The 22,284-nt window shown below is 61.9% G+C and carries 19 protein-coding genes; 14 read left to right on the top strand and 5 right to left on the bottom strand.

All coding sequences use genetic code 11. From position 1 onward, the window contains the following. Positions 1 to 89: 89 nt before the first annotated feature. The gene (locus tag ACK1U9_RS19645; RefSeq protein ID WP_153671412.1) at positions 90 to 395 is read right to left on the bottom strand and encodes a hypothetical protein; all 306 of its coding nucleotides are present in this window, start codon (positions 393 to 395) and stop codon (positions 90 to 92) included. A 126-nt stretch (positions 396 to 521) separates the two neighbouring features. Here ACK1U9_RS19645 and ACK1U9_RS19640 point away from each other — a divergent pair, with 126 nt between their 5' ends. After that, on the top strand, positions 522 to 989 hold the full coding sequence (locus tag ACK1U9_RS19640) for an Lrp/AsnC family transcriptional regulator (protein WP_085601828.1): 468 nt from the start codon (positions 522 to 524) through the stop codon (positions 987 to 989). Between the two features lie 88 nt (positions 990 to 1,077). On the opposite strand, the gene ACK1U9_RS19635 is transcribed toward ACK1U9_RS19640, so the two are convergent. Continuing rightward, on the bottom strand, positions 1,078 to 2,445 hold the full coding sequence (locus ACK1U9_RS19635) for a CYTH domain-containing protein (RefSeq protein WP_003259352.1): 1,368 nt from the start codon (positions 2,443 to 2,445) through the stop codon (positions 1,078 to 1,080). Positions 2,446 to 2,665: 220 nt separating this feature from the next. Here ACK1U9_RS19635 and argE point away from each other — a divergent pair, with 220 nt between their 5' ends. Both argE and argA read left to right on the top strand, forming a co-directional pair. Continuing rightward, on the top strand, positions 2,666 to 3,808 hold the full coding sequence (gene argE, locus ACK1U9_RS19630) for an acetylornithine deacetylase (protein WP_085601829.1): 1,143 nt from the start codon (positions 2,666 to 2,668) through the stop codon (positions 3,806 to 3,808). Positions 3,809 to 3,932: 124 nt separating this feature from the next. Next, complete coding sequence (gene argA / locus ACK1U9_RS19625; protein ID WP_013974710.1) at positions 3,933 to 5,231, top strand: amino-acid N-acetyltransferase; 1,299 nt, start codon at positions 3,933 to 3,935, stop codon at positions 5,229 to 5,231. A 151-nt stretch (positions 5,232 to 5,382) separates the two neighbouring features. Here the strand turns inward: argA and ACK1U9_RS19620 are convergent, their stop codons facing one another. Together ACK1U9_RS19620 and ACK1U9_RS19615 are read right to left on the bottom strand one after the other, a co-directional pair. Continuing rightward, positions 5,383 to 6,759, bottom strand: a complete 1,377-nt coding sequence (locus ACK1U9_RS19620) for a glutamine synthetase family protein (protein WP_015272222.1) — start codon at positions 6,757 to 6,759, stop codon at positions 5,383 to 5,385. Positions 6,760 to 7,031: 272 nt separating this feature from the next. Next, on the bottom strand, positions 7,032 to 7,292 hold the full coding sequence (locus ACK1U9_RS19615) for a hypothetical protein (RefSeq protein WP_046613616.1): 261 nt from the start codon (positions 7,290 to 7,292) through the stop codon (positions 7,032 to 7,034). A gap of 41 nt (positions 7,293 to 7,333) precedes the next feature. Here ACK1U9_RS19615 and ACK1U9_RS19610 point away from each other — a divergent pair, with 41 nt between their 5' ends. The 7 genes from ACK1U9_RS19610 (at position 7,334) to ACK1U9_RS19580 (ending at position 15,642) form a co-directional block, all read left to right on the top strand. Beyond that, entirely contained in the window at positions 7,334 to 8,692 is a 1,359-nt protein-coding gene (locus ACK1U9_RS19610) for a glutamine synthetase family protein (RefSeq protein WP_046613615.1), read from the top strand. 46 nt (positions 8,693 to 8,738) lie between these two features. Next, complete coding sequence (locus ACK1U9_RS19605; RefSeq protein ID WP_046613614.1) at positions 8,739 to 10,100, top strand: aspartate aminotransferase family protein; 1,362 nt, start codon at positions 8,739 to 8,741, stop codon at positions 10,098 to 10,100. A 170-nt stretch (positions 10,101 to 10,270) separates the two neighbouring features. Further along, positions 10,271 to 11,368: a polyamine ABC transporter substrate-binding protein gene (locus ACK1U9_RS19600; protein ID WP_046613613.1), complete on the top strand. Its 1,098-nt coding sequence runs from the start codon at positions 10,271 to 10,273 to the stop codon at positions 11,366 to 11,368. A gap of 158 nt (positions 11,369 to 11,526) precedes the next feature. Continuing rightward, entirely contained in the window at positions 11,527 to 12,621 is a 1,095-nt protein-coding gene (locus tag ACK1U9_RS19595; protein WP_044047171.1) for a polyamine ABC transporter substrate-binding protein, read from the top strand. A gap of 71 nt (positions 12,622 to 12,692) precedes the next feature. Then, complete coding sequence (gene potA / locus ACK1U9_RS19590) at positions 12,693 to 13,835, top strand: polyamine ABC transporter ATP-binding protein (RefSeq protein ID WP_046613612.1); 1,143 nt, start codon at positions 12,693 to 12,695, stop codon at positions 13,833 to 13,835. Beyond that, complete coding sequence (locus ACK1U9_RS19585; RefSeq protein ID WP_015272217.1) at positions 13,832 to 14,752, top strand: ABC transporter permease subunit; 921 nt, start codon at positions 13,832 to 13,834, stop codon at positions 14,750 to 14,752. Before potA ends, ACK1U9_RS19585 begins: the two co-directional genes overlap by 4 nt. Continuing rightward, positions 14,749 to 15,642 (top strand): ABC transporter permease subunit, encoded by an 894-nt coding sequence (locus ACK1U9_RS19580; protein ID WP_046613611.1) that lies wholly within the window; start codon positions 14,749 to 14,751, stop codon positions 15,640 to 15,642. The genes ACK1U9_RS19585 and ACK1U9_RS19580 overlap by 4 nt, the downstream gene beginning before the upstream one ends. Positions 15,643 to 15,747: 105 nt before the next feature. Here the strand turns inward: ACK1U9_RS19580 and ACK1U9_RS19575 are convergent, their stop codons facing one another. Continuing rightward, entirely contained in the window at positions 15,748 to 16,203 is a 456-nt protein-coding gene (locus ACK1U9_RS19575) for an REP-associated tyrosine transposase (protein WP_108480281.1), read from the bottom strand. Between the two features lie 447 nt (positions 16,204 to 16,650). Between ACK1U9_RS19575 and ACK1U9_RS19570 the strand changes: the two genes are divergently transcribed. The 4 genes from ACK1U9_RS19570 to ACK1U9_RS19555 form a co-directional block, all read left to right on the top strand. Next, a complete protein-coding gene (locus tag ACK1U9_RS19570) occupies positions 16,651 to 16,872 on the top strand; it encodes a DUF3077 domain-containing protein (protein WP_046613610.1) in 222 nt (73 codons plus the stop codon). A 215-nt stretch (positions 16,873 to 17,087) separates the two neighbouring features. Then, positions 17,088 to 18,176 carry an efflux RND transporter periplasmic adaptor subunit gene (locus ACK1U9_RS19565; protein ID WP_046613609.1) on the top strand — a complete coding sequence of 363 codons (1,089 nt, stop codon included), beginning with the start codon at positions 17,088 to 17,090 and terminating at the stop codon, positions 18,174 to 18,176. Further along, positions 18,173 to 19,240, top strand: coding sequence for an efflux RND transporter periplasmic adaptor subunit (locus tag ACK1U9_RS19560; RefSeq protein WP_449110122.1), 1,068 nt, complete (start codon positions 18,173 to 18,175; stop codon positions 19,238 to 19,240). The genes ACK1U9_RS19565 and ACK1U9_RS19560 overlap by 4 nt, the downstream gene beginning before the upstream one ends. Continuing rightward, the coding region (locus ACK1U9_RS19555) for an efflux RND transporter permease subunit (RefSeq protein WP_449110121.1) at positions 19,237 to 22,284 on the top strand (3,048 nt) is incomplete at its 3' end. The genes ACK1U9_RS19560 and ACK1U9_RS19555, both read left to right, overlap by 4 nt.

Below are 22,284 nucleotides of genomic sequence, written 5' to 3'. Positions count from 1 at the left end.
CCCACAGGACCGCACAAACCTGAAAGTTTTGCAGTACCTGTGGGAGCGGGTTTACCCGCGAAGAGGCCGGCACAAGCACCGAGCATGGCTCAGACCACCGCCAGCTCCACCCGCTGCAAGTTGCTCAGGCTCACCTCACCCACACACACCAGGTTACGCAGTTTCTGCGCAATCACCTCGGCCCGGTGCCAACTCAGGCCGCCGATGCCGACCTCGATATCCAGCCAGTCATTCTGCTGGCTCACCTGCACGCTGTGCGGGGTCAGGAACTGCAGGGCAAACAGATTGAGCACCCGGCACAGGCTGTCAGGCTCGGCCTCGGCCTGTAGGCGATAGTGCACGGTGCTGTGGGCGCTGCTGGCGGCCCAGGCGTCGGTACGGGGCTGTGCGTTCATGCTGATCTCCGCAAATGTAGGAGAAATTCTTGCACGTTGGCGGTGGTATTTTTTCGCTATGATTTGATCGTTTCGCTGTACTGGCGAATTGTTCTAGCCATTAAATCCTTTTCCGGAGAATTATTTATGCGCAGCGAGCTGGACGCCTATGATCGCCGTATCCTCGAGCTGCTTCAGGAGGACGCTTCGCTGTCCAGTGCGCAGATCGCCGAGCGAGTGGGGCTGTCGCAATCGCCTTGCTGGCGGCGTATCCAGCGGTTGAAGGAGGAGGGAGTGATTCGCGGGCAGGTGACCTTGCTGGACCGCAAGAAGGTCGGCCTGAACACGCAGATATTCGCCGAGGTGAAACTGAACGCTCACGGGCGCTCCAACTTCAACGAGTTCACCGACGCAATCCGCGGGTTTCCGGAGGTACTGGAGTGTTATGTGCTGATGGGGTCGGTAGACTTTCTGTTGCGCATCGTCACCCCGGATATCGAGGCTTATGAACGGTTCTTCTTCGAAAAACTGTCGAACGTGCCGGGGATACAGGAGGTGAACTCGATCGTGGCGCTGTCGGAGATCAAGTCCACCACCAGCCTGCCACTTTCGTGATGAGGCCTTCGCAGCACAAGGCTGCTTCTACAGGGGATATCGGTGACCTGTAGGAGCAGCCTTGCGCTGCGAAGCAGGCGACTCGGTATCACGCCTTGAGCAGGTGCTTCCAACCGCGGCTCTGGTCCACCGCCCGAGCCTGTTCGATACGCGCTTCCAGCACTTCATCGCTGATCGGCTGTTCAGCCAGCTCATGCAGCTTCTTCAGGTCGCCATACAGGCGGTCCATCTGCGGCGCTTCCAGCACCTGACGGGCATGGTGCAGCCAGGCCAGCAGCTGTTCGATGCGCGGCAGTTGCTCGGCCAGGTCTTCCGGGCGCTGTGTGTACAACGGCAGCTTCAACGCTCGGCCTTCTTCGCCCAACAGGTGCGCCAGCCAGCTTGCCAGCTGCGCCTTGCCCTGGCGCTCGCCACGGCCTTTGCGCTCCACGGTCCAGGCACGGGCCAGCAACCAGCGTGAAGTTTCCAGCGAGAACTGGCCCCAGCGCACGTCCTCCAGCTCTTCGGCGAACTGCTCGGGGGCGGCGCGACGGATATCTTCGTCTTCGTTGCCGGCCTGCACCAGCGGGCGCCAGTCTTCGAGCAGGGCGTCGAGGCTGCTGCGCAGATCGCGGGTGGTGGCGCGCGGCGCGGCCTGGCCCAGGCTGGCGGTAATGGCACGCAGCTCGCTCAGGCACTCGACCCAGTCCTGCAGCAGGCGCCAGTGGCCGTTGTGGCGGTATTGCTCGGCCAGGCGCTGGCTGCTGCCCAGCAGTTGCCAGGCCAGTGCGGCGTAGGCGTCGTCCACGGCCATTTCGGCCTCCAGTTCGGTGTGCGGCAGGCCCAGCTCGTAGCTGTCCGGCTCCAGCAGGCGGTAGCCACGCTCGGCCTTGCTGATGTCGCATGGCATCAGCGGCAGGCTGGCGGCAAGCTCGGCAGCCAGCTCCAGCAGAGCCTGTGGCTCGCCTTCACGCAGTTCCAGCTCCAGCTCGCAGATCTCTTCCTTGCGCTTGCCGGCGATCACGAAACCCTGGTCCAGCGCTGCCTCGATCACCACCTTGCTCTTGCCGCGACCCCAGGCGATTTCGGCGTATTCACGGCTGAAGTCGGTGGTGAACAGCGGCTTGATGGTCTTTTTGTCCAGGTTGGCCAGTTGCGCGGGCCAGCAGCTGTCGTCGAGCTTCTTCAAGTCGAGCTTGACCTTGTCCAGTTGCCATTCGTGCTCGTTGCGCTCGGACAGGCCGGCCACGCTGGTGCCGCGGCACTTGAGGGTCTGGATGATGGCCTCGCCATCGCGGCGCAGGCGCAGAGCGACACGGGCGGCGGAGAGCTCGCGCTCGGGGGTGTCGAAGTACTGGTTGAGCAGTTCGCGGGTCTGCCAGCCGGACTTGTTGCGCTTTTTCAGCAGAGGGTGCTCGCGCAGGGCGGCAAGGGTCTCGCGGCTGGCGCGGAGCTTGAGTTCGGTTTCTTTGTGCATCACAGGCTCGAAGGAGGGGGCGTGGTTGCCCAGCAGTCTACAGGAGTCGGCTCTCGTCTGTTGGATCGTGGTGGCCTTCTTCGCGGGTGAACCCGCTCCCACAGTTTCTGTGCTGCCCTCAGGTGTGGCGCTTTCCCTGTGGGAGCGGGTTTACCCGCGAAGAGGCCCACACGGTTGGACGGCATTGCTATGATGGGCAACGCTTCCGAGGAGTACGCGCATGCCGTTGCCGACGCTGAAAGACCAGTTCGCCGCCCTGATCGCCGCGCCCTCGGTCAGTTGCACCCAACCTGTGCTGGACCAGTCCAACCGCCAGGTCATCGACCTGCTGGCCGGCTGGCTGGGCGACCTGGGTTTCAAGTGCGACATCCAGCAGGTCAGCCCCGGCAAGTTCAACCTGCTGGCCAGCCGTGGCACCGGCCCGGGGGGCCTGGTGCTGGCGGGGCACAGTGACACCGTACCCTATGACGAACAGCTGTGGGCCAGCGACCCGCTGAAGCTCACCGAAACCGATGGCCGCTGGGTCGGCCTGGGCAGCTGCGACATGAAAGGCTTCTTCGCCCTGGTCATCGAGGCGGTCATCCCGCTGCTGGAGCACGATTTCAAGCAACCGCTGCTGATCCTCGCCACCTGTGACGAAGAAAGCTCCATGTCCGGCGCCCGCGCCTTGGCCGAGGCCGGCCAGCCGCTCGGCCGTGCGGCGGTGATCGGCGAGCCCACCGGGCTGCGGCCGATCCGCATGCACAAGGGCATCCTCATGGACCGCATCGACATCCTCGGGCGCAGCGGCCACTCCTCGGACCCAAGCCTGGGCCGCAGCGCCATGGAGGCCATGCACGCGGTGATGGGCGAGCTGATGGGCCTGCGCCAGCAATGGCAGCAAACCTACCGCAACCCGCAATTCACCGTACCGACCCCGACCATGAACTTCGGCTGCATCCACGGCGGTGACAACCCCAACCGTATCTGCGGCCAGTGCGCCCTGGAATTCGACCTGCGCCCGCTGCCAGGCATGGACGTGGAGCAACTGCGCGCAGCCATCCGCGCCAAGCTGGTGCCGGTGGCAGAGCGCTTTGAGGTGCGCATCGACTATGCGCCGCTGTTCCCGGAGGTGCCTCCATTCGAACAGGCCGCCGACGCCGAGCTGGTGCAAGTGGCGGAGCGCCTGACCGGCCATCGCGCCGAAGCGGTGGCGTTCGGCACCGAAGCGCCTTATCTTCAGCAACTGGGTTGCCAGACCATCGTGCTGGGCCCCGGCGACATCGCCTGTGCCCACCAGCCCGGCGAATACCTGGAAATGTCACGAATCGAGCCTACCGTGCGTCTATTGCGTGACCTGATCCGGCACTATTGCCTGGACTAAACGTCAACCGAACTGTTTGGTTCCTGCCTAGAGGAGACCGCGCGTGACCGCAAGCCTGTTCCGACGATGATCCTGAACGCCCCCTGTATCGCCGTTCTCCGTCCACTTATCCACAGGCCCTGTCATGCCCGACTACGTCAACTGGCTGCGTCATGCCTCCCCGTATATCAATGCCCATCGCGACTGCACCTTCGTGGTCATGCTCCCTGGCGATGGGGTGGAACACCCTAATTTCGGCAACATCGTCCACGACCTGGTGCTGCTGCACAGCCTGGGCGTGCGCCTGGTACTGGTGCATGGCTCGCGCCCGCAGATCGAAAGCCGCCTGGCTGATCGCGGCCTGACCCCGCACTACCACCGGGGCTTGCGTATCACCGATGCCGCCACCCTGGATTGCGTGATCGATGCCGTCGGCGCCCTGCGCCTGGCCATCGAGGCACGCCTGTCGATGGACATCGCCGCTTCGCCCATGCAGGGCTCGCGCCTGCGCGTGGCGTCCGGCAACCTGGTCACGGCGCGGCCGATCGGTGTGCTCGAAGGTGTGGACTACCACCATACCGGCGAGGTGCGCCGGGTCGACCGCAAGGGCATCAGCCGCCTGCTAGACGAGCGCTCCATCGTGCTGTTGTCGCCGCTGGGCTACTCGCCCACGGGTGAAATCTTCAACCTGGCCTGCGAAGACGTGGCCACCCGCGCCGCCATCGAACTGGGGGCCGACAAGTTGCTGCTGTTCGGTGCCGAGCCAGGCCTGCTGGATGCCGATGGCAAGCTGGTGCGTGAGCTGCGCCCGCAGCAGGTTGCCCCGCATCTGCAGCGCCTGGGCAGCGATTACCAGGGCGAATTGCTGGATGCCGCGGCCGAAGCCTGCAAAGGCGGCGTGGCACGCAGCCATATCGTCAGCTATGCCGAGGACGGCGCCTTGCTGACCGAGCTGTTCACCCGTGGCGGTGGTGGCACATTGGTGTCACAGGAGCAGTTCGAAGTGGTGCGCGAGGCGACCATCGAGGACGTGGGAGGTTTGCTGGAACTGATCAGCCCGCTGGAAGAGCAGGGCATCCTGGTGCGCCGTTCGCGTGAGGTGCTGGAGCGGGAGATCGAGCAGTTCAGCGTGGTCGAGCGCGAAGGCATGATCATCGCCTGTGCGGCGTTGTATCCGATTGCCGACTCCGACGCCGGCGAACTGGCGTGCCTGGCAGTGAACCCGGAGTACCGCCATGGCGGGCGTGGTGACGAGCTGCTGGAGCGCATCGAAAGCCGGGCGCGACAGCTGGGGCTGAACACCCTGTTCGTGCTGACGACGCGTACCGCGCACTGGTTCCGCGAACGCGGGTTTGCGCCGAGCGGGGTCGAGCGGCTGCCAGCGGCGCGGGCTTCGCTGTACAACTACCAGCGCAATTCGAAGATCTTCGAGAAGCCCTTGTAAACCTGTACGGGCCTATTCGCGTGTGAACCCGCTCCCACGGGATCATCACCGGACCTGAGGCCGGCGTGGTCCCTGTGGGAGCGGGTTTACCCGCGAAGCAGGCGACACCGATCTTGAACAAAAACGCCGCCCTTGTGGGCGGCGTTTTCGTTTACACGGTATGCAGGTACCAGTTGTACTCGAGGTCGGAGATCGAGTGCTCGAACTCCTCCAGCTCGCTCTCCTTGCACGCGACGAAGATGTCGATGTACTTCGGATCGATGTACTTGTTCAGGATTTCGCTGTCGTCCAGCTCGCGCAGGGCATCGCGCAGGTTGTTCGGCAGGCTCTGCTCCAGCTGCTCGTACGAGTTGCCTTCGATCGGCTCACCCGGCTCGACCTTGTTGGTCAGGCCATGGTGCACACCGGCCAGTACAGCGGCCATCATCAGGTACGGGTTGGCGTCGGCACCGGCCACGCGGTGCTCGATGCGCACGGCGTCCGGCGAGCCGGTCGGCACGCGCAGGGCCACGGTGCGGTTGTCCAGGCCCCAGCTTGGCGCGTTCGGTACATAGAACTGCGCGCCGAAGCGGCGGTACGAGTTGACGTTCGGGCAAAGGAACGCCATGGACGCGGGCAGGGTCTCGAGCACACCGCCGACAGCGTGACGTAGCGCGGCGTTCTGCTCGGGATCCTCGCTGGTGAAGATGTTGTTGCCATCTTTGTCCAGCACGGAAATGTGTACATGCAGGCCATTGCCTGCCTGGCCCGGGTAGGGCTTGGCCATGAAGGTGGTGTCCATTTCATGGTCGTAGGCGATGTTCTTGATCAACCGCTTGAGCAGTACCGCGTAGTCGCAGGCCTTGAGCGGGTCGGCCACGTGGTGCAGGTTGACTTCGAATTGCGCCGGGGCGCTTTCCTTGACGATGGCGTCGGCCGGGATGCCTTGCTCCTTCGCGCCTTCCAGGATGTCCTGCAGGCAGTCTGCATATTCGTCGAGGTCGTCGATCAGGTACACCTGGGTCGACTGTGGGCGCTTGCCCGAAATTGGCGAGCGCGGTGGCTGCGGGCGGCCGTTCACGTTCTCCTGGTCGATCAGGTAGAACTCAAGCTCGAACGCGGCGCAGATGGTCAGGCCCATCTCGGTGAACTTGTCGACCACCTGGCGCAGCACTTCACGCGGGTCGGCGAAGAATGGCTCGCCTTCGAGCTCGTGCATGGTCATCAGCAGCTGGGCGGTCGGGCGCTTCTGCCAGGGTTCGTTGGAGAGGGTGCCGGGGATCGGGTAGCAGATGCGGTCAGCATCGCCGATGTCCAGGCCCAGCCCGGTGCTTTCAACGGTGGAACCGTTGATGTCCAGGGCGAAGAGGGAGGCAGGCAGGTTGATGCCTTTCTCGTAAACCTTGTGGAGGCTGGTGCGCTCTATGCGCTTGCCACGCACCACACCATTCATATCTGCAATCAGAAGGTCAACGTAGAGAACCTCAGGATGTTCCTTAAGGAACGCGTTCGCTTCGTTAAGCTGAACGGCACGCGGGGGTACCGACATGATGCAACACCTTTGTTGTTAAAAATATCAATCAAGGGGGGCTTGCAAGACCAGTCAATCGAAAAGACAAACTGATGTCAAGCCAACCCCATGATGCCCTGAAATGGCACATCGACGGCAGATTTGCTGCATCTCGGGGCAAGCCATTATCCGCTATTTCCCGCGCAAAGGGCTATCTCCGACCAACCGTGTTTTATTTTTTACGGAGGTGTTGTGTAAAAAAATGAACAAGGCTAAGCTCGGTCTCAACCCAGAACACAATAATACGAGGGTCACATGGTCCGCTTGCCGAGACCTGAAAGCACTGCCTGCGCGGTGCCATCGGGTACATACGTCATTTTTGCAAGCTTTGTCGATGGCGTGGCCGCCCTGGCCGCAATAATTGACGTTTGGCGCTCCCGGACCTGCCCTCTTAGCGGCTTGCCGCCCTTCGTTTCGTCTTCCTGCCCTTCGAACTCATTACGGACGCACCTGTTTTCAGTGTATCCACTGTGGCTCTGCGCGGGGGTTTTTGCTTTAGCAATGTACTCCATCCAGAATCAGTGCGCGGACCACCTTACCTCCTGAGGTATTTATGAGTAACAACCTCGACCAGCTCACCGATTGGTTGAAAGAGCACAAGATCACCGAAGTCGAATGCATGATCAGTGACCTGACCGGCATCACGCGCGGCAAGATTTCGCCTACCAACAAGTTCATCGCCGAAAAAGGCATGCGCCTGCCCGAGAGCGTGCTGCTGCAGACCGTGACCGGCGACTATGTCGATGACGACATCTATTACGAACTGCTGGACCCGGCGGACATCGACATGATCTGCCGCCCCGACGAGAACGCCGTGTTCCTTGTGCCATGGGCCATCGAGCCGACCGCCCAAGTGATCCATGACACCTATGACAAGAAGGGCAACCCGGTCGAGCTGTCGCCGCGCAACGTGCTGAAGAAAGTCCTCAAGCTTTACGCCGACAAGGGCTGGCAGCCGATCGTCGCGCCGGAGATGGAGTTCTACCTGACCAAGCGCAGCGAAGACCCGGACTTCCCGTTGCAGCCCCCGGTAGGCCGTTCGGGCCGCCCGGAAACCGGCCGTCAGTCGTTCTCGATCGAAGCCGCCAACGAATTCGACCCGCTGTTCGAAGACGTCTACGACTGGTGCGAACTGCAGCAGCTGGACCTCGACACGCTGATCCATGAAGACGGCACGGCGCAGATGGAGATCAATTTCCGTCATGGCAACGCCCTGCACCTGGCCGACCAGATCCTGGTGTTCAAGCGCACCATGCGCGAGGCCGCGCTCAAGCACAATGTGGCCGCCACCTTCATGGCCAAGCCCATGACCGGCGAGCCAGGCAGTGCCATGCACCTGCACCAGAGCGTGGTCGACGTGACCACCGGCAAGAACATCTTCAGCAACGACGACGGCAGCATGAGCGAACTGTTCCTGCACCACATTGGTGGTTTGCAGAAGTTCATCCCCGAGGCGTTGCCGCTGTTCGCCCCCAACGTCAACTCGTTCCGCCGCTTCCTGCCCGACACCTCGGCACCGGTGAACGTGGAATGGGGCGAGGAAAACCGTACCGTCGGCCTGCGCGTGCCGGACGCCGGCCCGCAAAGCCGCCGGGTCGAGAACCGCCTGCCGGGCGCCGACGCCAACCCTTACCTGGCCATCGCCGCCAGCCTGCTGTGTGGCTACATCGGCATGGTCGAAGGCATCGATGCCAGCGCGCCGGTGCAGGGCCGTGGCTACGAACGCCGCAACCTGCGCCTGCCACTGACCATCGAAGATGCCCTGGAACGCATGGAAAACAGCCGTGCACTGGTGCAGTACCTGGGCAAGAAGTTCATTACCGGCTACGTCGCCACCAAGCGCGCCGAGCACGAGAACTTCAAGCGAGTCATCAGTTCCTGGGAGCGTGAGTTCCTGCTGTTTGCTGTCTGATCAACTTGGTGCCGCAGGACGCGGCTGTCGAACAACGGAGAAGCACATGAGCGTCAACAACCCGCAAACCCGTGAATGGCAAACCCTGAGCGGGGAGCACCACCTCGCGCCCTTCAGTGACTACAAGCAGCTGAAGGAGAAGGGGCCGCGCATCATCACCAAGGCCCAGGGTGTGCATTTGTGGGATAGCGAGGGGCACAAGATACTCGACGGCATGGCTGGCCTGTGGTGCGTGGCAGTGGGTTATGGCCGTGAAGAACTGGTGCAGGCGGCAGAAAAGCAGATGCGCGAGCTGCCGTACTACAATCTGTTCTTCCAGACTGCCCACCCGCCTGCGCTGGAACTGGCCAAGGCAATCTCCGACGTGGCGCCGCAAGGCATGACCCATGTGTTCTTCACCGGCTCCGGCTCGGAAGGCAACGACACCGTGCTGCGCATGGTCCGCCATTACTGGGCGCTGAAAGGCAAGCCACAGAAGCAGACCATCATCGGCCGCATCAACGGCTACCACGGCTCCACCGTGGCTGGCGCCAGCCTGGGCGGCATGAGCGGCATGCACGAGCAGGGTGGCCTGCCGATCCCGGGCATCGTGCATATCCCGCAGCCTTACTGGTTCGGCGAAGGCGGCGACATGACCCCGGATGAGTTCGGGGTGTGGGCGGCCGAGCAGCTGGAGCAGAAAATCCTCGAAGTCGGCGAAGACAATGTCGCCGCCTTCATCGCCGAGCCGATCCAGGGCGCCGGCGGCGTGATCATCCCGCCGGAAACCTACTGGCCGAAGGTGAAGGAGATCCTCGCCAAGTACGACATCCTGTTCGTCGCCGACGAAGTGATCTGCGGGTTCGGCCGTACCGGCGAGTGGTTCGGCTCTGACTACTACGACCTCAAGCCCGACCTGATGACCATCGCCAAGGGCCTGACTTCCGGTTACATCCCCATGGGCGGTGTGATAGTGCGTGACACCGTGGCCCAGGTACTCAGCCAAGGCGGCGACTTCAATCACGGCTTCACCTATTCGGGCCACCCGGTAGCGGCCGCCGTAGGCCTGGAAAACCTGCGCATCCTGCGTGACGAGAAAATCGTCGAGAAGGCGCGCACAGAAGCGGCACCGTATTTGCAAAAGCGTTTGCGTGAACTGCAGGACCACCCTCTGGTGGGTGAAGTACGCGGCCTGGGCCTGCTCGGCGCTATCGAGCTGGTCAAGGACAAAGCCACCCGCAGCCGTTACGAAGGCAAGGGCGTGGGCATGATCTGCCGCACCTTCTGCTTCGACAACGGCCTGATCATGCGCGCGGTGGGTGACACCATGATCATTGCGCCACCGCTGGTAATCAGCCATGCAGAGATCGACGAACTGGTGGAAAAGGCACGCAAATGCCTGGACCTGACGCTTGAAGCGATTCGTTGACAGTTTGCTAGGCTAGCGATGTGACATTAAGTCGTTACAAGGCCCTGCTTTCCTTGATACAGAGCCTTGTAACTTGCCAGACTAGCGACTGTTTCAGTCGCCGCGCGCTCTGCACCGTAGGTCCTGGCTGCTGAACAGATGGCTAAATAAAAAATTCTGGAGCATTACGCATGAATAAAATGGGCAAGACGTTGCTGGCCGCCGCCCTGATGGGTGCCATGGCTACCGCTGTTCAGGCTGAAGACAAGGTGTTGAACGTCTACAACTGGTCGGACTACATCGCTCCGGACACCATCGCCAAGTTCGAGAAGCAGTCGGGCATCAAGGTCAAGTACGACGTCTTCGACAGCAACGAAACCCTCGAAGCCAAGCTGCTGGCAGGCAAGTCGGGCTATGACATCGTCGTGCCTTCTAACAACTTCCTGGCCAAGCAGATCAAGGCTGGCGTGTACGAGGAACTGGACCGCTCCAAGCTGCCGAACTGGAAGAACCTCGACCCTGACCTGCTCAAGGCCGTTGGCGATGCCAGCGACAAGGACAACAAGCACGCCTTCCCGTACATGTGGGGCTCGATCGGCATCGGCTACAACCCGGAGAAGGTCAAGGCCGCGCTGGGCGTGGACAAGATCGACTCGTGGGACGTGGTGTTCAAGCCTGAGAACATCGCCAAGCTCAAGAGCTGCGGTGTGAGCTTCCTGGATGCCCCGACCGAAATGCTGCCGGCCGCGCTGCACTACCTGGGCCTGCCGACCGACAGCACCAAGAAGGAAGACCTGAAGGCCGCCGAGGACCTGTTCCTCAAGATCCGTCCTTCGATCACCTACTTCCACTCGTCCAAGTACATCGGCGACATGGCCAACGGCAACATCTGCGTAGCTGTCGGTTACTCGGGTGACCTGGAACAGTCCAAGGCCCGTGCCCACGAAGCCGGCGACAAGGTAAAAGTGGACTACGTCATTCCGAAGGAAGGTGCCGGTACCTTCTACGACATGGTCGCCATCCCCAAGGATGCCGAGCATAAAGACGCTGCCTACCAGTTCATGAACTTCCTGATGCAGCCGGAAATCATGGCCGAGATCACCAACGCCGTGCGCTTCCCGAACGGCAACGCTGCCGCCACTCAGTTCGTGGACAAGGAAATCACCAGCGATCCGAGCATCTATCCGCCAGCTGAAGTGAAGAAGCAGCTGTACGCGATCGCTGCGCCTGAAGCGTCTGCCCAGCGTGTGATCACCCGCAGCTGGACCAAGATCAAGTCGGGCAAATAAGCCCGATGCGGTACCTCTGGGCCGGGGAACCCCGGCCCAGAGCCAGTGAAAGGCAATTGATGATTGCGGCATCGAAGCTGCGAAGGTAAGTTGCGCGCCGGTTTTGCGTGTGCGGCAGCATTGTCGCTACCCAGGCACTGATTGTGAGGACCACCCACTTGTCCATTTCTGTATTCCGCAAGGCCTTGATGGCTGGAGCGGGCCTGACGCTGGCATGCAGCGTCCAAGCGGCGCCTACGGTGCACTTCTACAACTGGTCCGACTACGTCGGCCCGACCACACTCGCGGACTTCGAGAAAGCCACGGGCATCAAACCCGTGCAAGACGTGTTCGACTCCAACGAAACCCTGGAAGGCAAGCTGCTGGCCGGCAACACCGGCTATGACGTGGTCGTGCCATCCAACCATTTCCTCGGCAAGCAGATCAAGGCGGGCGCGTTCCAGAAGCTCGACAAGAACCTGCTGCCCAACTATTCCAACCTGGACCCGGCGCTGATGAAGCGCCTGGAAAGGAACGACCCGGGCAACCAGTACGCCGTGCCTTACCTGTGGGGCACAAACGGCATCGGTTACAACGTCGACAAGGTGAAGGCCGCGCTGGGCGTGGACACCATCGACTCCTGGGCAGTGCTGTTCGAGCCCGAGAACATGAAGAAGCTCGCCAAGTGCGGCGTGGCCTTCCTCGACTCGGCGGACGAGATGCTGCCGGCGGTGCTCAACTACATGGGGCTGGACCCCAACAGCACCAACGCCAAGGACTACCAGGCCGCCGAGAAAAAGCTGCTGGCGGTACGCCCGTACGTGACCTACTTCCACTCGTCCAAGTACATCACCGACCTGGCCAACGGCGACATCTGCGTCGCGGCAGGTTTCTCGGGTGATGTGTTCCAGGCCAAGGCGCGCGCCGAAGAAGCGAAGAAGGGCGTGAACCTGGCCTACGCCATTCCCAAGGAAGGCGGCAACCTCTGGTTCGATGTGCTGGCGATTCCCAAGGACGCCAAAAACGTCAAAGAGGCGCATGCCTTCATCAACTATTTGCTGAAGCCTGAGGTTATCGCCCAGGTCAGTGATTACGTCGGTTACGCCAACCCGAACCCCAAGGCTGGCGACCTGATGGACCAGGCCGTGAGGACTGACGCCGCGGTTTACCCACCGCAGGAAGTGCTGAACAAGATGTTCGTGAATTCAGAGTTGCCACCCAAGGTGCAACGGCTGATGACCCGTAGCTGGACCAAGGTCAAGTCGGGCAAGTAAAAATCCAGGCCCGTGGCGGCACCTGTAGAACAGGGCTCGCGGGCACAAAAATCTTGTTGGGAGTTTCACTCATGGCAGTTGCCTCCGGTGCCTATAAAAAAGCCCTCGAGGGTGGCCAGCAACCCAAGCAGGTGCTGGTCAAGATCGACCGGGTCACGAAAAAGTTCGACGAAACGGTAGCCGTGGACGATGTGTCCCTGGAAATCCGCAAGGGCGAGATCTTCGCCCTGCTGGGTGGCTCCGGTTCCGGCAAGTCCACCTTGCTGCGCATGCTGGCCGGCTTCGAGCGCCCGACCGAAGGGCGGATCTTCCTCGATGGCGTCGACATCACCGACATGCCGCCCTACGAGCGGCCGATCAACATGATGTTCCAGTCCTACGCGCTGTTCCCGCACATGACCGTGGCGCAGAACATTGCCTTCGGCCTGCAGCAGGACAAGATGCCCAAGGCAGAGATCGAGGCCCGTGTGGCCGAGATGCTCAAGCTGGTGCACATGACACAGTATGCCAAGCGCAAGCCGCACCAGCTGTCCGGCGGCCAGCGCCAGCGCGTGGCCCTGGCCCGCTCGCTGGCCAAGCGCCCCAAGCTGCTGCTGCTCGACGAGCCGATGGGTGCGCTGGACAAGAAACTGCGTTCGCAGATGCAGCTGGAACTGGTAGAGATCATCGAACGCGTGGGCGTGACCTGCGTGATGGTGACCCACGACCAGGAAGAGGCCATGACCATGGCCCAGCGTATCGCCATCATGCATCTGGGCTGGATCGCCCAGATCGGCTCGCCGGTGGATATCTACGAGACGCCTACCAGCCGCCTGGTGTGCGAGTTCATCGGCAACGTCAACCTGTTCGAAGGTGAAGTGGTCGACGATGCCGAAGGCCACGCGATCATTGCCAGCCCGGAGCTGGAGCGCAAGATCTATGTCGGCCACGGCATCACCACTTCGGTAGAAGACAAGCACATCACCTACGCCCTGCGCCCGGAAAAGATGCTGGTCACCACCCAGCAACCGACCTGCGAGCACAACTGGTCGCGTGGCAAGGTTCACGACATTGCCTACCTGGGTGGGCACTCGGTGTTCTACGTCGAGTTGCCGAGCGGCAAGGTCGTCCAGTCGTTCGTCGCCAACGCAGAGCGCCAGGGCACGCGCCCGACCTGGGGCGATGAAGTGTACGTGTGGTGGGAAGACGACAGCGGCGTGGTACTGCGGTCATGAAACTGCGCAAGCTCAAGCGAGCCTTCCAGCGTATTACCCCGGAGGGGCGGCACCTGGTGATCGGCGTGCCGTTCATCTGGCTGTTCCTGTTCTTCATGCTGCCGTTCTTCATCGTGTTGAAGATCAGCTTCGCCGAAGCCGACGTGGCGATCCCGCCGTATACCGAGATCTACAGCTACGTCGAAGACAAGGTCCAGCTGGTGCTCAACCTGGCCAACTATGGCCTGTTGACCGAGGATGAGCTGTATATCTCGGCCTACCTTGGCTCGCTGAAGATGGCCTTCTTCAGCACCCTGCTGTGCCTGCTGATCGGCTACCCGATGGCCTATGCCATTGCCAACGCCAAGAAGGAAACCCAGACGGTCCTGCTGTTGCTGATCATGATGCCGACCTGGACCGCGATCCTGATCCGCGTCTATGCCTGGATGGGCATTCTCAGCAACAACGGCCTGCTCAACGGCTTCCTGCTTTGGACCGGGTTGATCGACCAGCCGCTGCAGATCCTCAACACCAACCTGGCGGTGTACATCGGTGTGGTCTATTCATACCTGCCGTTCATGATCCTGCCGCTGTTCGCCAACCTGGTGAAGCACGACCCGAGCCTGCTCGAGGCCGCTTCGGACCTGGGTTCGAGCACCTTCAACAGCTTCTGGAAGATCACCGTGCCGCTGTCGAAAAACGGCATCATCGCCGGCTGCATGCTGGTGTTCATCCCGGTGGTGGGTGAGTTCGTGATCCCTGAACTGCTCGGCGGCCCGGAAACCCTGATGATCGGCAAGGTGCTGTGGCAAGAGTTCTTCAACAACCGTGACTGGCCGGTGGCCTCTGCACTGGCGGTGGTGATGCTGGCGATCCTGATCGTGCCGATCCTGCTGTTCAACCGCAGCCAGGCCAAAGAAATGGAGGGCAGGGCATGAAGCGCTTCAGTTTCTCCAAGCTGATGCTTGTGCTCGGCTTGCTGTTCATTTACCTGCCGATGCTGATCCTGGTGATCTACTCGTTCAACGCCTCCAAGCTGGTGACGGTATGGGGCGGCTGGTCGGTGAAGTGGTACGTCGGCTTGCTCGACAACACCCAGCTTATGGGTTCGGTGATGCGTTCGCTGGAAATCGCCTGCTACACGGCGGTGGCGGCGGTGGCGCTGGGTACCCTGGCGGCGTTCGTGTTGACCCGGGTCACCCGCTTCAAGGGCCGCACGCTGTTCGGTGGCCTGGTCACCGCGCCGCTGGTGATGCCCGAGGTAATCACCGGTCTGTCGCTGTTGCTGCTGTTCGTGGCCATGGCGCAGATGATCGGCTGGCCGCAGGAGCGCGGCATCGTCACCATCTGGATCGCCCACACCACGTTCTGTGCGGCGTATGTGGCGGTGGTGGTGTCGGCACGCCTGCGTGAGCTGGACCTGTCGATCGAGGAAGCGGCGATGGACCTGGGTGCCAAGCCGTGGAAGGTGTTCTTCCTGATCACCATCCCGATGATCGCGCCGTCGCTGGCGGCGGGCGGCATGATGTCGTTCGCCCTGTCGCTGGATGACCTGGTGCTGGCCAGCTTCGTGTCAGGCCCTGGTTCTACCACCTTGCCGATGGAAGTGTTCTCGGCAGTGCGCCTGGGCGTGAAACCGGAGATCAACGCCGTGGCAAGCCTGATCCTGCTGTCGGTGTCGCTGGTGACCTTCTTCGTCTGGTACTTCAGTCGCCAGGCCGAAGAGCGTCGTCGCAAGGCGATTCAGCAGGCGATCGAAGAGGGCGCTGCGGCGAATGCTTCGCAGCCACAGGTCAAGCGCCCGGCGCAGGTGGCTGCGTCGGTCTGATCCGGCCTCTTCGCGGGTGAACCCGCTCCCACAGGAATATCACTGCCTCGGGCCTGTGTTAATCCCTGTGGGAGCGGGTTTACCCGCGAAGGCCCCAGCACAGATTCAAAGCCAGACTGCATCCCAATGTGGATAGTCCCTGACACTTCTGACCAGGCCAGCCCGCAAGGGGTTGGCAACAATGTATCTGGCAACATGTACCATGCTCTCCTCCCGCCGCAGTGCCCGGTCCTGATACCCAGACTGCCATACCGGATCATGCTCAACCCCCGCCTGATGCAAAACCAGACTGGACCTGGACTTGAACCTGCGCATCAAGGTGCCCAACGTCGAACCTTTCAACTCGATCAGCCAATGCAGATGGTCCGGCATCAGCACCCAGGCCAATGATCGGCAGGCATGTTCCTGGTCTGATTGTCGCAGTTGGTGAATGACCAGCCGGGCATGTTGGAAATCATGGAACAGCGGCTTGCGCTGGTGGGTGACGGTGGTCAGCAGATAGAGCCGGCCAAGTTCTGAATAGCGACCACGGCGAAGCAGGTGAGACTGGGCTCGCGACATTGGCTTCTTCCTTGAAAAGCAGGTGACTTTTCAAAGGTAGTGGCTGAGATGCGGGGGCTGTGTAGATCATGGTTTCTGGATATGGCAGAGGTTTGCGGATGGCAGTACCGGCCCTTTCGCGGGTATCGCACAGGTCCTGAAGGCTGCACATAACCCTGTGGGAGCGGGTTCACCCGCGAAGAGGCCCTCGAGGCGTACGACTTTTCATCAACTCAAACCAAAGGCTTCAGTTGGATCGGCTTGGGAATTATCCTACGAGCCGTGTGGAAGCTGCTCTGTTGCTGGGGAAATGCCTCAGGGATAACGTACTTGGGACTGGGTGTGAGAACCCAACGATATAGTGCTTTCGTCATGGCAACCGTGCGCGGGCAGACTTACGTCTGGCTGCGTTCCTATATCCGCGGTTTCTCACCTCGCGTACGGTTGCCGCCCTGATCCGTGAGAAAGATGAAGGTGGCAACTCCTTGTCCAGATATAGGAGATATTCCCTTCAACCATGCCTTCTCCGAACTCTCCGTAATGCTCGGGTGCATCAATCACCTGACGACCGAAGCCGAGATGGAAAATGACCGGCTGGCCGGTAGTGCCGCGAGAATTCTCAGCGGCTTTGCCAAAGCACTGATCGATGACATCGAACTGGGGCTGAACAAGGCTTCAGTTCAGCTCTGACCTGTACCGGCCCTTTCGCGGGTAAACCCGCTCCCACAAGGGACTGTGCAGCCTTCAGGGCTTGCGCATGCCCTGTGGGAGCGGGTTTACCCGCGAAGAGGCTCGCGCAGGCGCCGAAAATGCCAGCTTGATCGCGGTCAGTGCCGTTTATCGAACCCTGATCTACGCTAACAGTCGCATCCCACGAATCATTTGCGCGCAAGCAAGGAGCCTGCATGACGTTGATGCGTCCGCTGTTGGTCGTCTGCCTGGGGCTTGTGTCCCTGCTGTCGGGCTGTAGTAAGGAAGAAACCACCGAAACACTGCCTCGCGTAGGCGTGCAACAGGTATCACCCACCGACTTCGCGGCCAGGGTCACCTTGACCGGCGATGTACAGGCGCGGGTGCAGACCGACCTGTCGTTCCGTGTGGGCGGCAAGATCATTTCGCGCAGTGTCGATGTCGGTGACCACGTAAAGGCCAACCAAGTGCTGGCGCGGCTGGACCCGAAAGACCTGCAGAACAATGTCGACTCGGCCAAGGCCGAGGTATTCGCCGCGCAGGCGCGGGTCACCCAGACCAGCGCTGCCTTCGTTCGCCAGCAGAAGCTGTTGCCCAAGGGCTACACCAGCCAGAGCGAATACGATTCCGCCGAAGCCGCGCTGCGTAGCAACCAGAGCGCGCTCAAGGCCGCACAGGCGCAATTGGCCAACGCCAACGAACAACTGAGTTATACCGCGCTGGTCTCCGAGGCCGATGGGGTCATCACCGAGCGCCAGGCCGAGGTCGGCCAGGTGGTGCAGGCGACCATGCCAATCTTCAGCCTCGCCACCGATGGCGACCGTGATGCTGTGTTCAATGTCTACGAATCGCTGCTGGTGGCTCCAGCCAGCGATGCCGGCGTGATCGTCAGCCTGCTGGACGACCCCAAGGTCCAGGCCCGTGGCTTCGTGCGCGAAATCACCCCAACAGTGTCTGCGCAAAGCGGCACGGTACAGGTCAAGGTCGGATTGCGGGATGTACCGCCAGGGATGCAACTGGGTGCACCGGTGACGGCCACCACCAATGCACAGGGGCGGCCAAGCATCGAGCTGCCATGGTCGGCACTGACCAAGGCCCTGCATGAACCCGCCGTCTGGGTAGTGGGCGAGGGTGACAAGGTAGAGCTGCGCAAGGTCGAGGTCAGCCGTTATCTCACCGGCAGGATCGTGGTCGCCAGTGGCCTGAAAGGCGGCGAAACCGTGGTGGTCAATGGCGGGCAGTTGCTGCACCCCGGCATGCAGGTGCAGAAGGTAGATGCCAGCGCCCAAGGGGGGGAGCTATGAATCGCCTGCTGATGATCCTGTCGGCCGGCGTGCTGCTGGCCGGTTGCAGTAGCGAGGACGAAGCACCAGAGCCGATTCGGCCGGTGCTGTCGGTCAAGGTCGAACCCCAGGTGCAGTCGCAGTTGGGCCGTTTCGCCGGCAGTATCCAGGCGCGTTTCGAAAGCACCTTGGGCTTCCGGGTTTCCGGGCGTATTGCTCGGCGCTGGCTGGATGTGGGCGCTCAGGTGAAACCGGGTGACATCCTGGCCACCCTCGACCCGACCGACCAGCAGAACCAGTTGCGCGCCGCCGAAGGCGATCTGGCCAAGGTGCAGGCGCAGTGGATCAACGCCCAGGCCGATGCCCGCCGCCAGCAACAGCTTTACGACCGTGGCGTAGGCGCCCAGGCCCAGCTGGATATCGCCCAGACCAACCTGAAAACCACCAGCTCGGCGTTGGAGCAGGCGCGCTCCGCGCTCAGCCAGGCGCGTGACCAGCTCGACTACAGTACCCTGCGCACCGACCACGCTGCGGTAATCACTGCCTGGCAGGCCGAAGCCGGGCAAACCGTCACCGCCGGCCAGGCCGTGGTAACCCTGGCCAGGCCGGATGTGAAGGAAGCAGTGATCGACCTGCCGATCGGCCTGGCCGAGCAGTTGAGCAAAGGCCTGACCTTCACCGTTGCTTCGCAGCTGGACCCGACCATCAACACCACCGCCAGCCTGCGGGAACTGGAACCCCAAGCCGACGCCACCACTCGCACCCGCCGCGCTCGCCTGACCCTGGCCAGCACCCCGGCGGCCTTCCACCTGGGCACCGCCATCAGCGTGACCCTGAGTTCGGAGGTATCGCCACGCAGCGAACTGCCTTTGAGTGCCTTGCTCGAGCGCGACGGCAAGACCCAGGTATGGGTGATCGATACGCAGCAGAAGACCGTGGCCACTCGTGACGTGGCCCTGATCGGCCGCACCGCCGACAGCATCGTCCTGACTTCGGGCGTACAGCCCGGCGAGCGGGTGGTGACAGCGGGCGTGAACAGCCTCAAGCCCGGCCAGAAGGTCACCTTCGACGAGGATGCGCAATGAAAGGAAGCTTCAACCTGTCCGACTGGGCACTCAAGCATCAATCGTTCGTCTGGTACCTGATGTTCGTTGGCCTGCTGATGGGGATCTTCTCCTACTTCAACCTGGGCCGTGAGGAAGACCCGTCGTTCACGATCAAGACCATGGTCATCCAGACCCGCTGGCCCGGCGCGACCCAGGACGAAACCCTGTACCAGGTCACCGACCGTATCGAGAAGAAGCTAGAGGAACTCGACTCCCTCGACTACACCAAAAGCTACACCCGCCCCGGCGAATCCACGGTCTACGTGTACCTGCGCGACACCACCAAGGCCAAGGACATCCCGGAAATCTGGTACCAGGTGCGCAAGAAAATCCAGGATATTCGCGGTGAATTCCCTGCGGGCATCCAGGGGCCAGGGTTCAACGATGAATTCGGCGATGTGTTCGGTTCGATCTACGCCTTCACCGCCGACGGCCTGACCCTGCGCCAGCTGCGCGACTACGTGGAACAGGCGCGGGCCGAAGTGCGCGATGTGCCCAACATCGGCAAGATCGAGCTGATCGGTACCCAGGACGAAGTGCTGTACCTGAACTTCTCCACCCGCAAGCTGGCAGCCTTGGGCATCGATCAGCGCCAGGTCATGCAGGCCCTGCAATCGCAAAACGCCGTGACCCCTGCCGGTGTGATCGAGGCCGGGCCGGAACGTATCTCGGTGCGTACCTCCGGGCAGTTCACCTCGGAAAAGGACCTGCAAACCGTCAACCTGAAGATCAACGACCGCTTCTTCCGCCTGGCCGATATCGCCGATATCGAGCGCGGCTACGTCGACCCTCCTTCGCCGATGTTCCGCTACAACGGCCAGACGGCGTTGGGCCTGGCCATCGGCATGAAGGCCGGCGGCAATATCCAGGTGTTCGGCGCGGCTCTGAAAAAGCGCATGGACAAGGTGATCGAAGACTTGCCGGTGGGCGTCGGGGTGCACACTGTTTCCGACCAGGCCGTGGTGGTCAAGCAAGCGGTGGGCGGCTTCACCAGTGCGCTGTTCGAGGCGGTGGTGATCGTGCTGGCGGTGAGCTTCGTCAGCCTCGGCGTGCGTGCCGGGCTGGTGGTGGCCTGTTCGATCCCGCTGGTGCTGGCCATGGTGTTCGTGTTCATGGAATACAGCGGTATCACCATGCAGCGGATTTCGCTGGGCGCGCTGATCATCGCCCTGGGCCTGCTGGTGGACGATGCGATGATCACCGTGGAGGTAATGGTCACCCGGCTGGAAATGGGCGAAAGCAAGGAGCAGGCGGCGACTTTTGCCTATACCTCCACAGCCTTCCCCATGCTCACCGGCACCTTGGTGACGGTGGCCGGTTTCGTGCCGATCGGCCTCAACGCCAGTTCGGCGGGTGAGTACACCTACACGCTGTTTGCGGTAATTGCCGTGGCACTGATGGTGTCGTGGGTTGTGGCGGTGTTTTTCGCCCCGGTGCTAGGTGTGCACATTCTCAGCAGCGCCAAGCTCAAGCCCCATGAGGCCGAGCCGGGCCGTGTCGGCCGGGCCTTCGAACATGGTTTGTTGTGGTGCATGCGCAACCGCTGGCTGACCATCATCGGCACCGTGGTGCTGTTCGCCCTGGCGATCTTCTGCGAGCGCTTCGTGCAGAACCAGTTCTTCCCGTCCTCGGACCGCCCGGAAATCCTCGTCGACCTCAACCTGCCGCAGAACGCCTCGATCGAGGAGACGCGCAAGGTGGTCGACCGCTTCGAGGCGCGGATCAAGGACGACCCGGACCTGGTGCACTGGAGTACCTACATCGGCCAGGGCGCGATCCGCTTCTACCTGCCCCTCGACCAGCAGTTGCAGAACCCGTACTACGCGCAGCTGGTGATCGTAAGCAAGGGCTTCGAGGAACGCCAGGCCATGATGGACCGCCTGCAGAAGATCCTGCATGAAGAGTTCGTTGGCGTCGGCACCAACGTGCAATCGCTGGAAATGGGCCCACCGGTGGGCCGGCCGATCCAGTATCGGGTCAGCGGCGCCAATATCGACGAGGTGCGCAAACATGCCATCGAGCTGGCCACCTTGCTCGACCAGAACGAGCACATTGGCGAGATGATCTACGACTGGAACGAGCCGGGTAAGGTGTTGCGCGTGGAAATCGCCCAGGACAAGGCGCGCCAGCTGGGCCTGTCGTCGGAGGATGTGGCCAATGTGATGAACAGCATCGTCAGCGGTGTGCAGATCACCCAGGTCAACGACAACATCTACCTGGTCGACGTGGTCGCCCGTGCCGAGGATAGCGAGCGTGGCTCGCCCGATACGCTGCAGAACCTGCAGATCCTGACACCCAACGGCACCTCGATCCCGCTGCTGGCGTTCGCCACCGTGCGCTACGAGCTGGAGCAGCCGCTGGTATGGCGCCGTGACCGCAAGCCGACCATCACCATCAAGGCCTCGGTCAACGGCGACATCCAGCCAACCGACCTGGTGGCCCAGTTGAAGCCGAAGATCGACGAGTTCGCCAGCAAGTTGCCGGTGGGCTTCGAAGTGGCCACCGGCGGTACGGTGGAAGAAAGCGCCAAGGCGCAGGGGCCGATCCGCAAGGTCATCCCGCTGATGCTGTTCCTGATGGCGACGTTCCTGATGATCCAGCTGCACAGCGTGCAGAAGCTGTTCCTGGTGGTCAGCGTGGCGCCGCTGGGGCTGATTGGCGTGATCATCGCGCTGGTGCCCACAGGTACGCCCATGGGATTCGTGGCGATTCTCGGCATTCTCGCGCTGGCGGGCATCATCATTCGTAACTCGGTGATCCTGGTGACCCAGATCGACGAGTTCGAAGCCCAGGGCTTGTCGCCGTGGGATGCGGTGGTAGAGGCCACCAACCATCGGCGCCGGCCGATTCTGCTGACTGCGGCGGCGGCGAGCCTGGGCATGATCCCGATTGCCCGCGAGGTGTTCTGGGGGCCGATGGCCTACGCCATGATTGGCGGGATCATCGTGGCGACCCTGCTGACGCTGCTGTTCCTGCCGGCCCTGTATGTGGCCTGGTACAAGATCCGCGAGCCTGAACACAAG

The organism is Pseudomonas sp. XP1 (assembly GCF_053557675.1).
This window is presented reverse-complemented; position numbering and strand designations above follow the sequence as displayed.

Coding starts and splice junctions, on each gene's coding strand:
- ACK1U9_RS19645 (WP_153671412.1), bottom strand. CDS start 395: ATGAACGCACAGCCCCGTACCGACGCCTGGGCCGCCAGCAGCGCCCAC.
- ACK1U9_RS19640 (WP_085601828.1), top strand. CDS start 522: ATGCGCAGCGAGCTGGACGCCTATGATCGCCGTATCCTCGAGCTGCTT.
- ACK1U9_RS19635 (WP_003259352.1), bottom strand. CDS start 2,445: ATGCACAAAGAAACCGAACTCAAGCTCCGCGCCAGCCGCGAGACCCTT.
- argE (WP_085601829.1), top strand. CDS start 2,666: ATGCCGTTGCCGACGCTGAAAGACCAGTTCGCCGCCCTGATCGCCGCG.
- argA (WP_013974710.1), top strand. CDS start 3,933: ATGCCCGACTACGTCAACTGGCTGCGTCATGCCTCCCCGTATATCAAT.
- ACK1U9_RS19620 (WP_015272222.1), bottom strand. CDS start 6,759: ATGTCGGTACCCCCGCGTGCCGTTCAGCTTAACGAAGCGAACGCGTTC.
- ACK1U9_RS19615 (WP_046613616.1), bottom strand. CDS start 7,292: ATGGAGTACATTGCTAAAGCAAAAACCCCCGCGCAGAGCCACAGTGGA.
- ACK1U9_RS19610 (WP_046613615.1), top strand. CDS start 7,334: ATGAGTAACAACCTCGACCAGCTCACCGATTGGTTGAAAGAGCACAAG.
- ACK1U9_RS19605 (WP_046613614.1), top strand. CDS start 8,739: ATGAGCGTCAACAACCCGCAAACCCGTGAATGGCAAACCCTGAGCGGG.
- ACK1U9_RS19600 (WP_046613613.1), top strand. CDS start 10,271: ATGAATAAAATGGGCAAGACGTTGCTGGCCGCCGCCCTGATGGGTGCC.
- potA (WP_046613612.1), top strand. CDS start 12,693: ATGGCAGTTGCCTCCGGTGCCTATAAAAAAGCCCTCGAGGGTGGCCAG.
- ACK1U9_RS19585 (WP_015272217.1), top strand. CDS start 13,832: ATGAAACTGCGCAAGCTCAAGCGAGCCTTCCAGCGTATTACCCCGGAG.
- ACK1U9_RS19580 (WP_046613611.1), top strand. CDS start 14,749: ATGAAGCGCTTCAGTTTCTCCAAGCTGATGCTTGTGCTCGGCTTGCTG.
- ACK1U9_RS19575 (WP_108480281.1), bottom strand. CDS start 16,203: ATGTCGCGAGCCCAGTCTCACCTGCTTCGCCGTGGTCGCTATTCAGAA.
- ACK1U9_RS19570 (WP_046613610.1), top strand. CDS start 16,651: ATGAAGGTGGCAACTCCTTGTCCAGATATAGGAGATATTCCCTTCAAC.
- ACK1U9_RS19565 (WP_046613609.1), top strand. CDS start 17,088: ATGACGTTGATGCGTCCGCTGTTGGTCGTCTGCCTGGGGCTTGTGTCC.
- ACK1U9_RS19560 (WP_449110122.1), top strand. CDS start 18,173: ATGAATCGCCTGCTGATGATCCTGTCGGCCGGCGTGCTGCTGGCCGGT.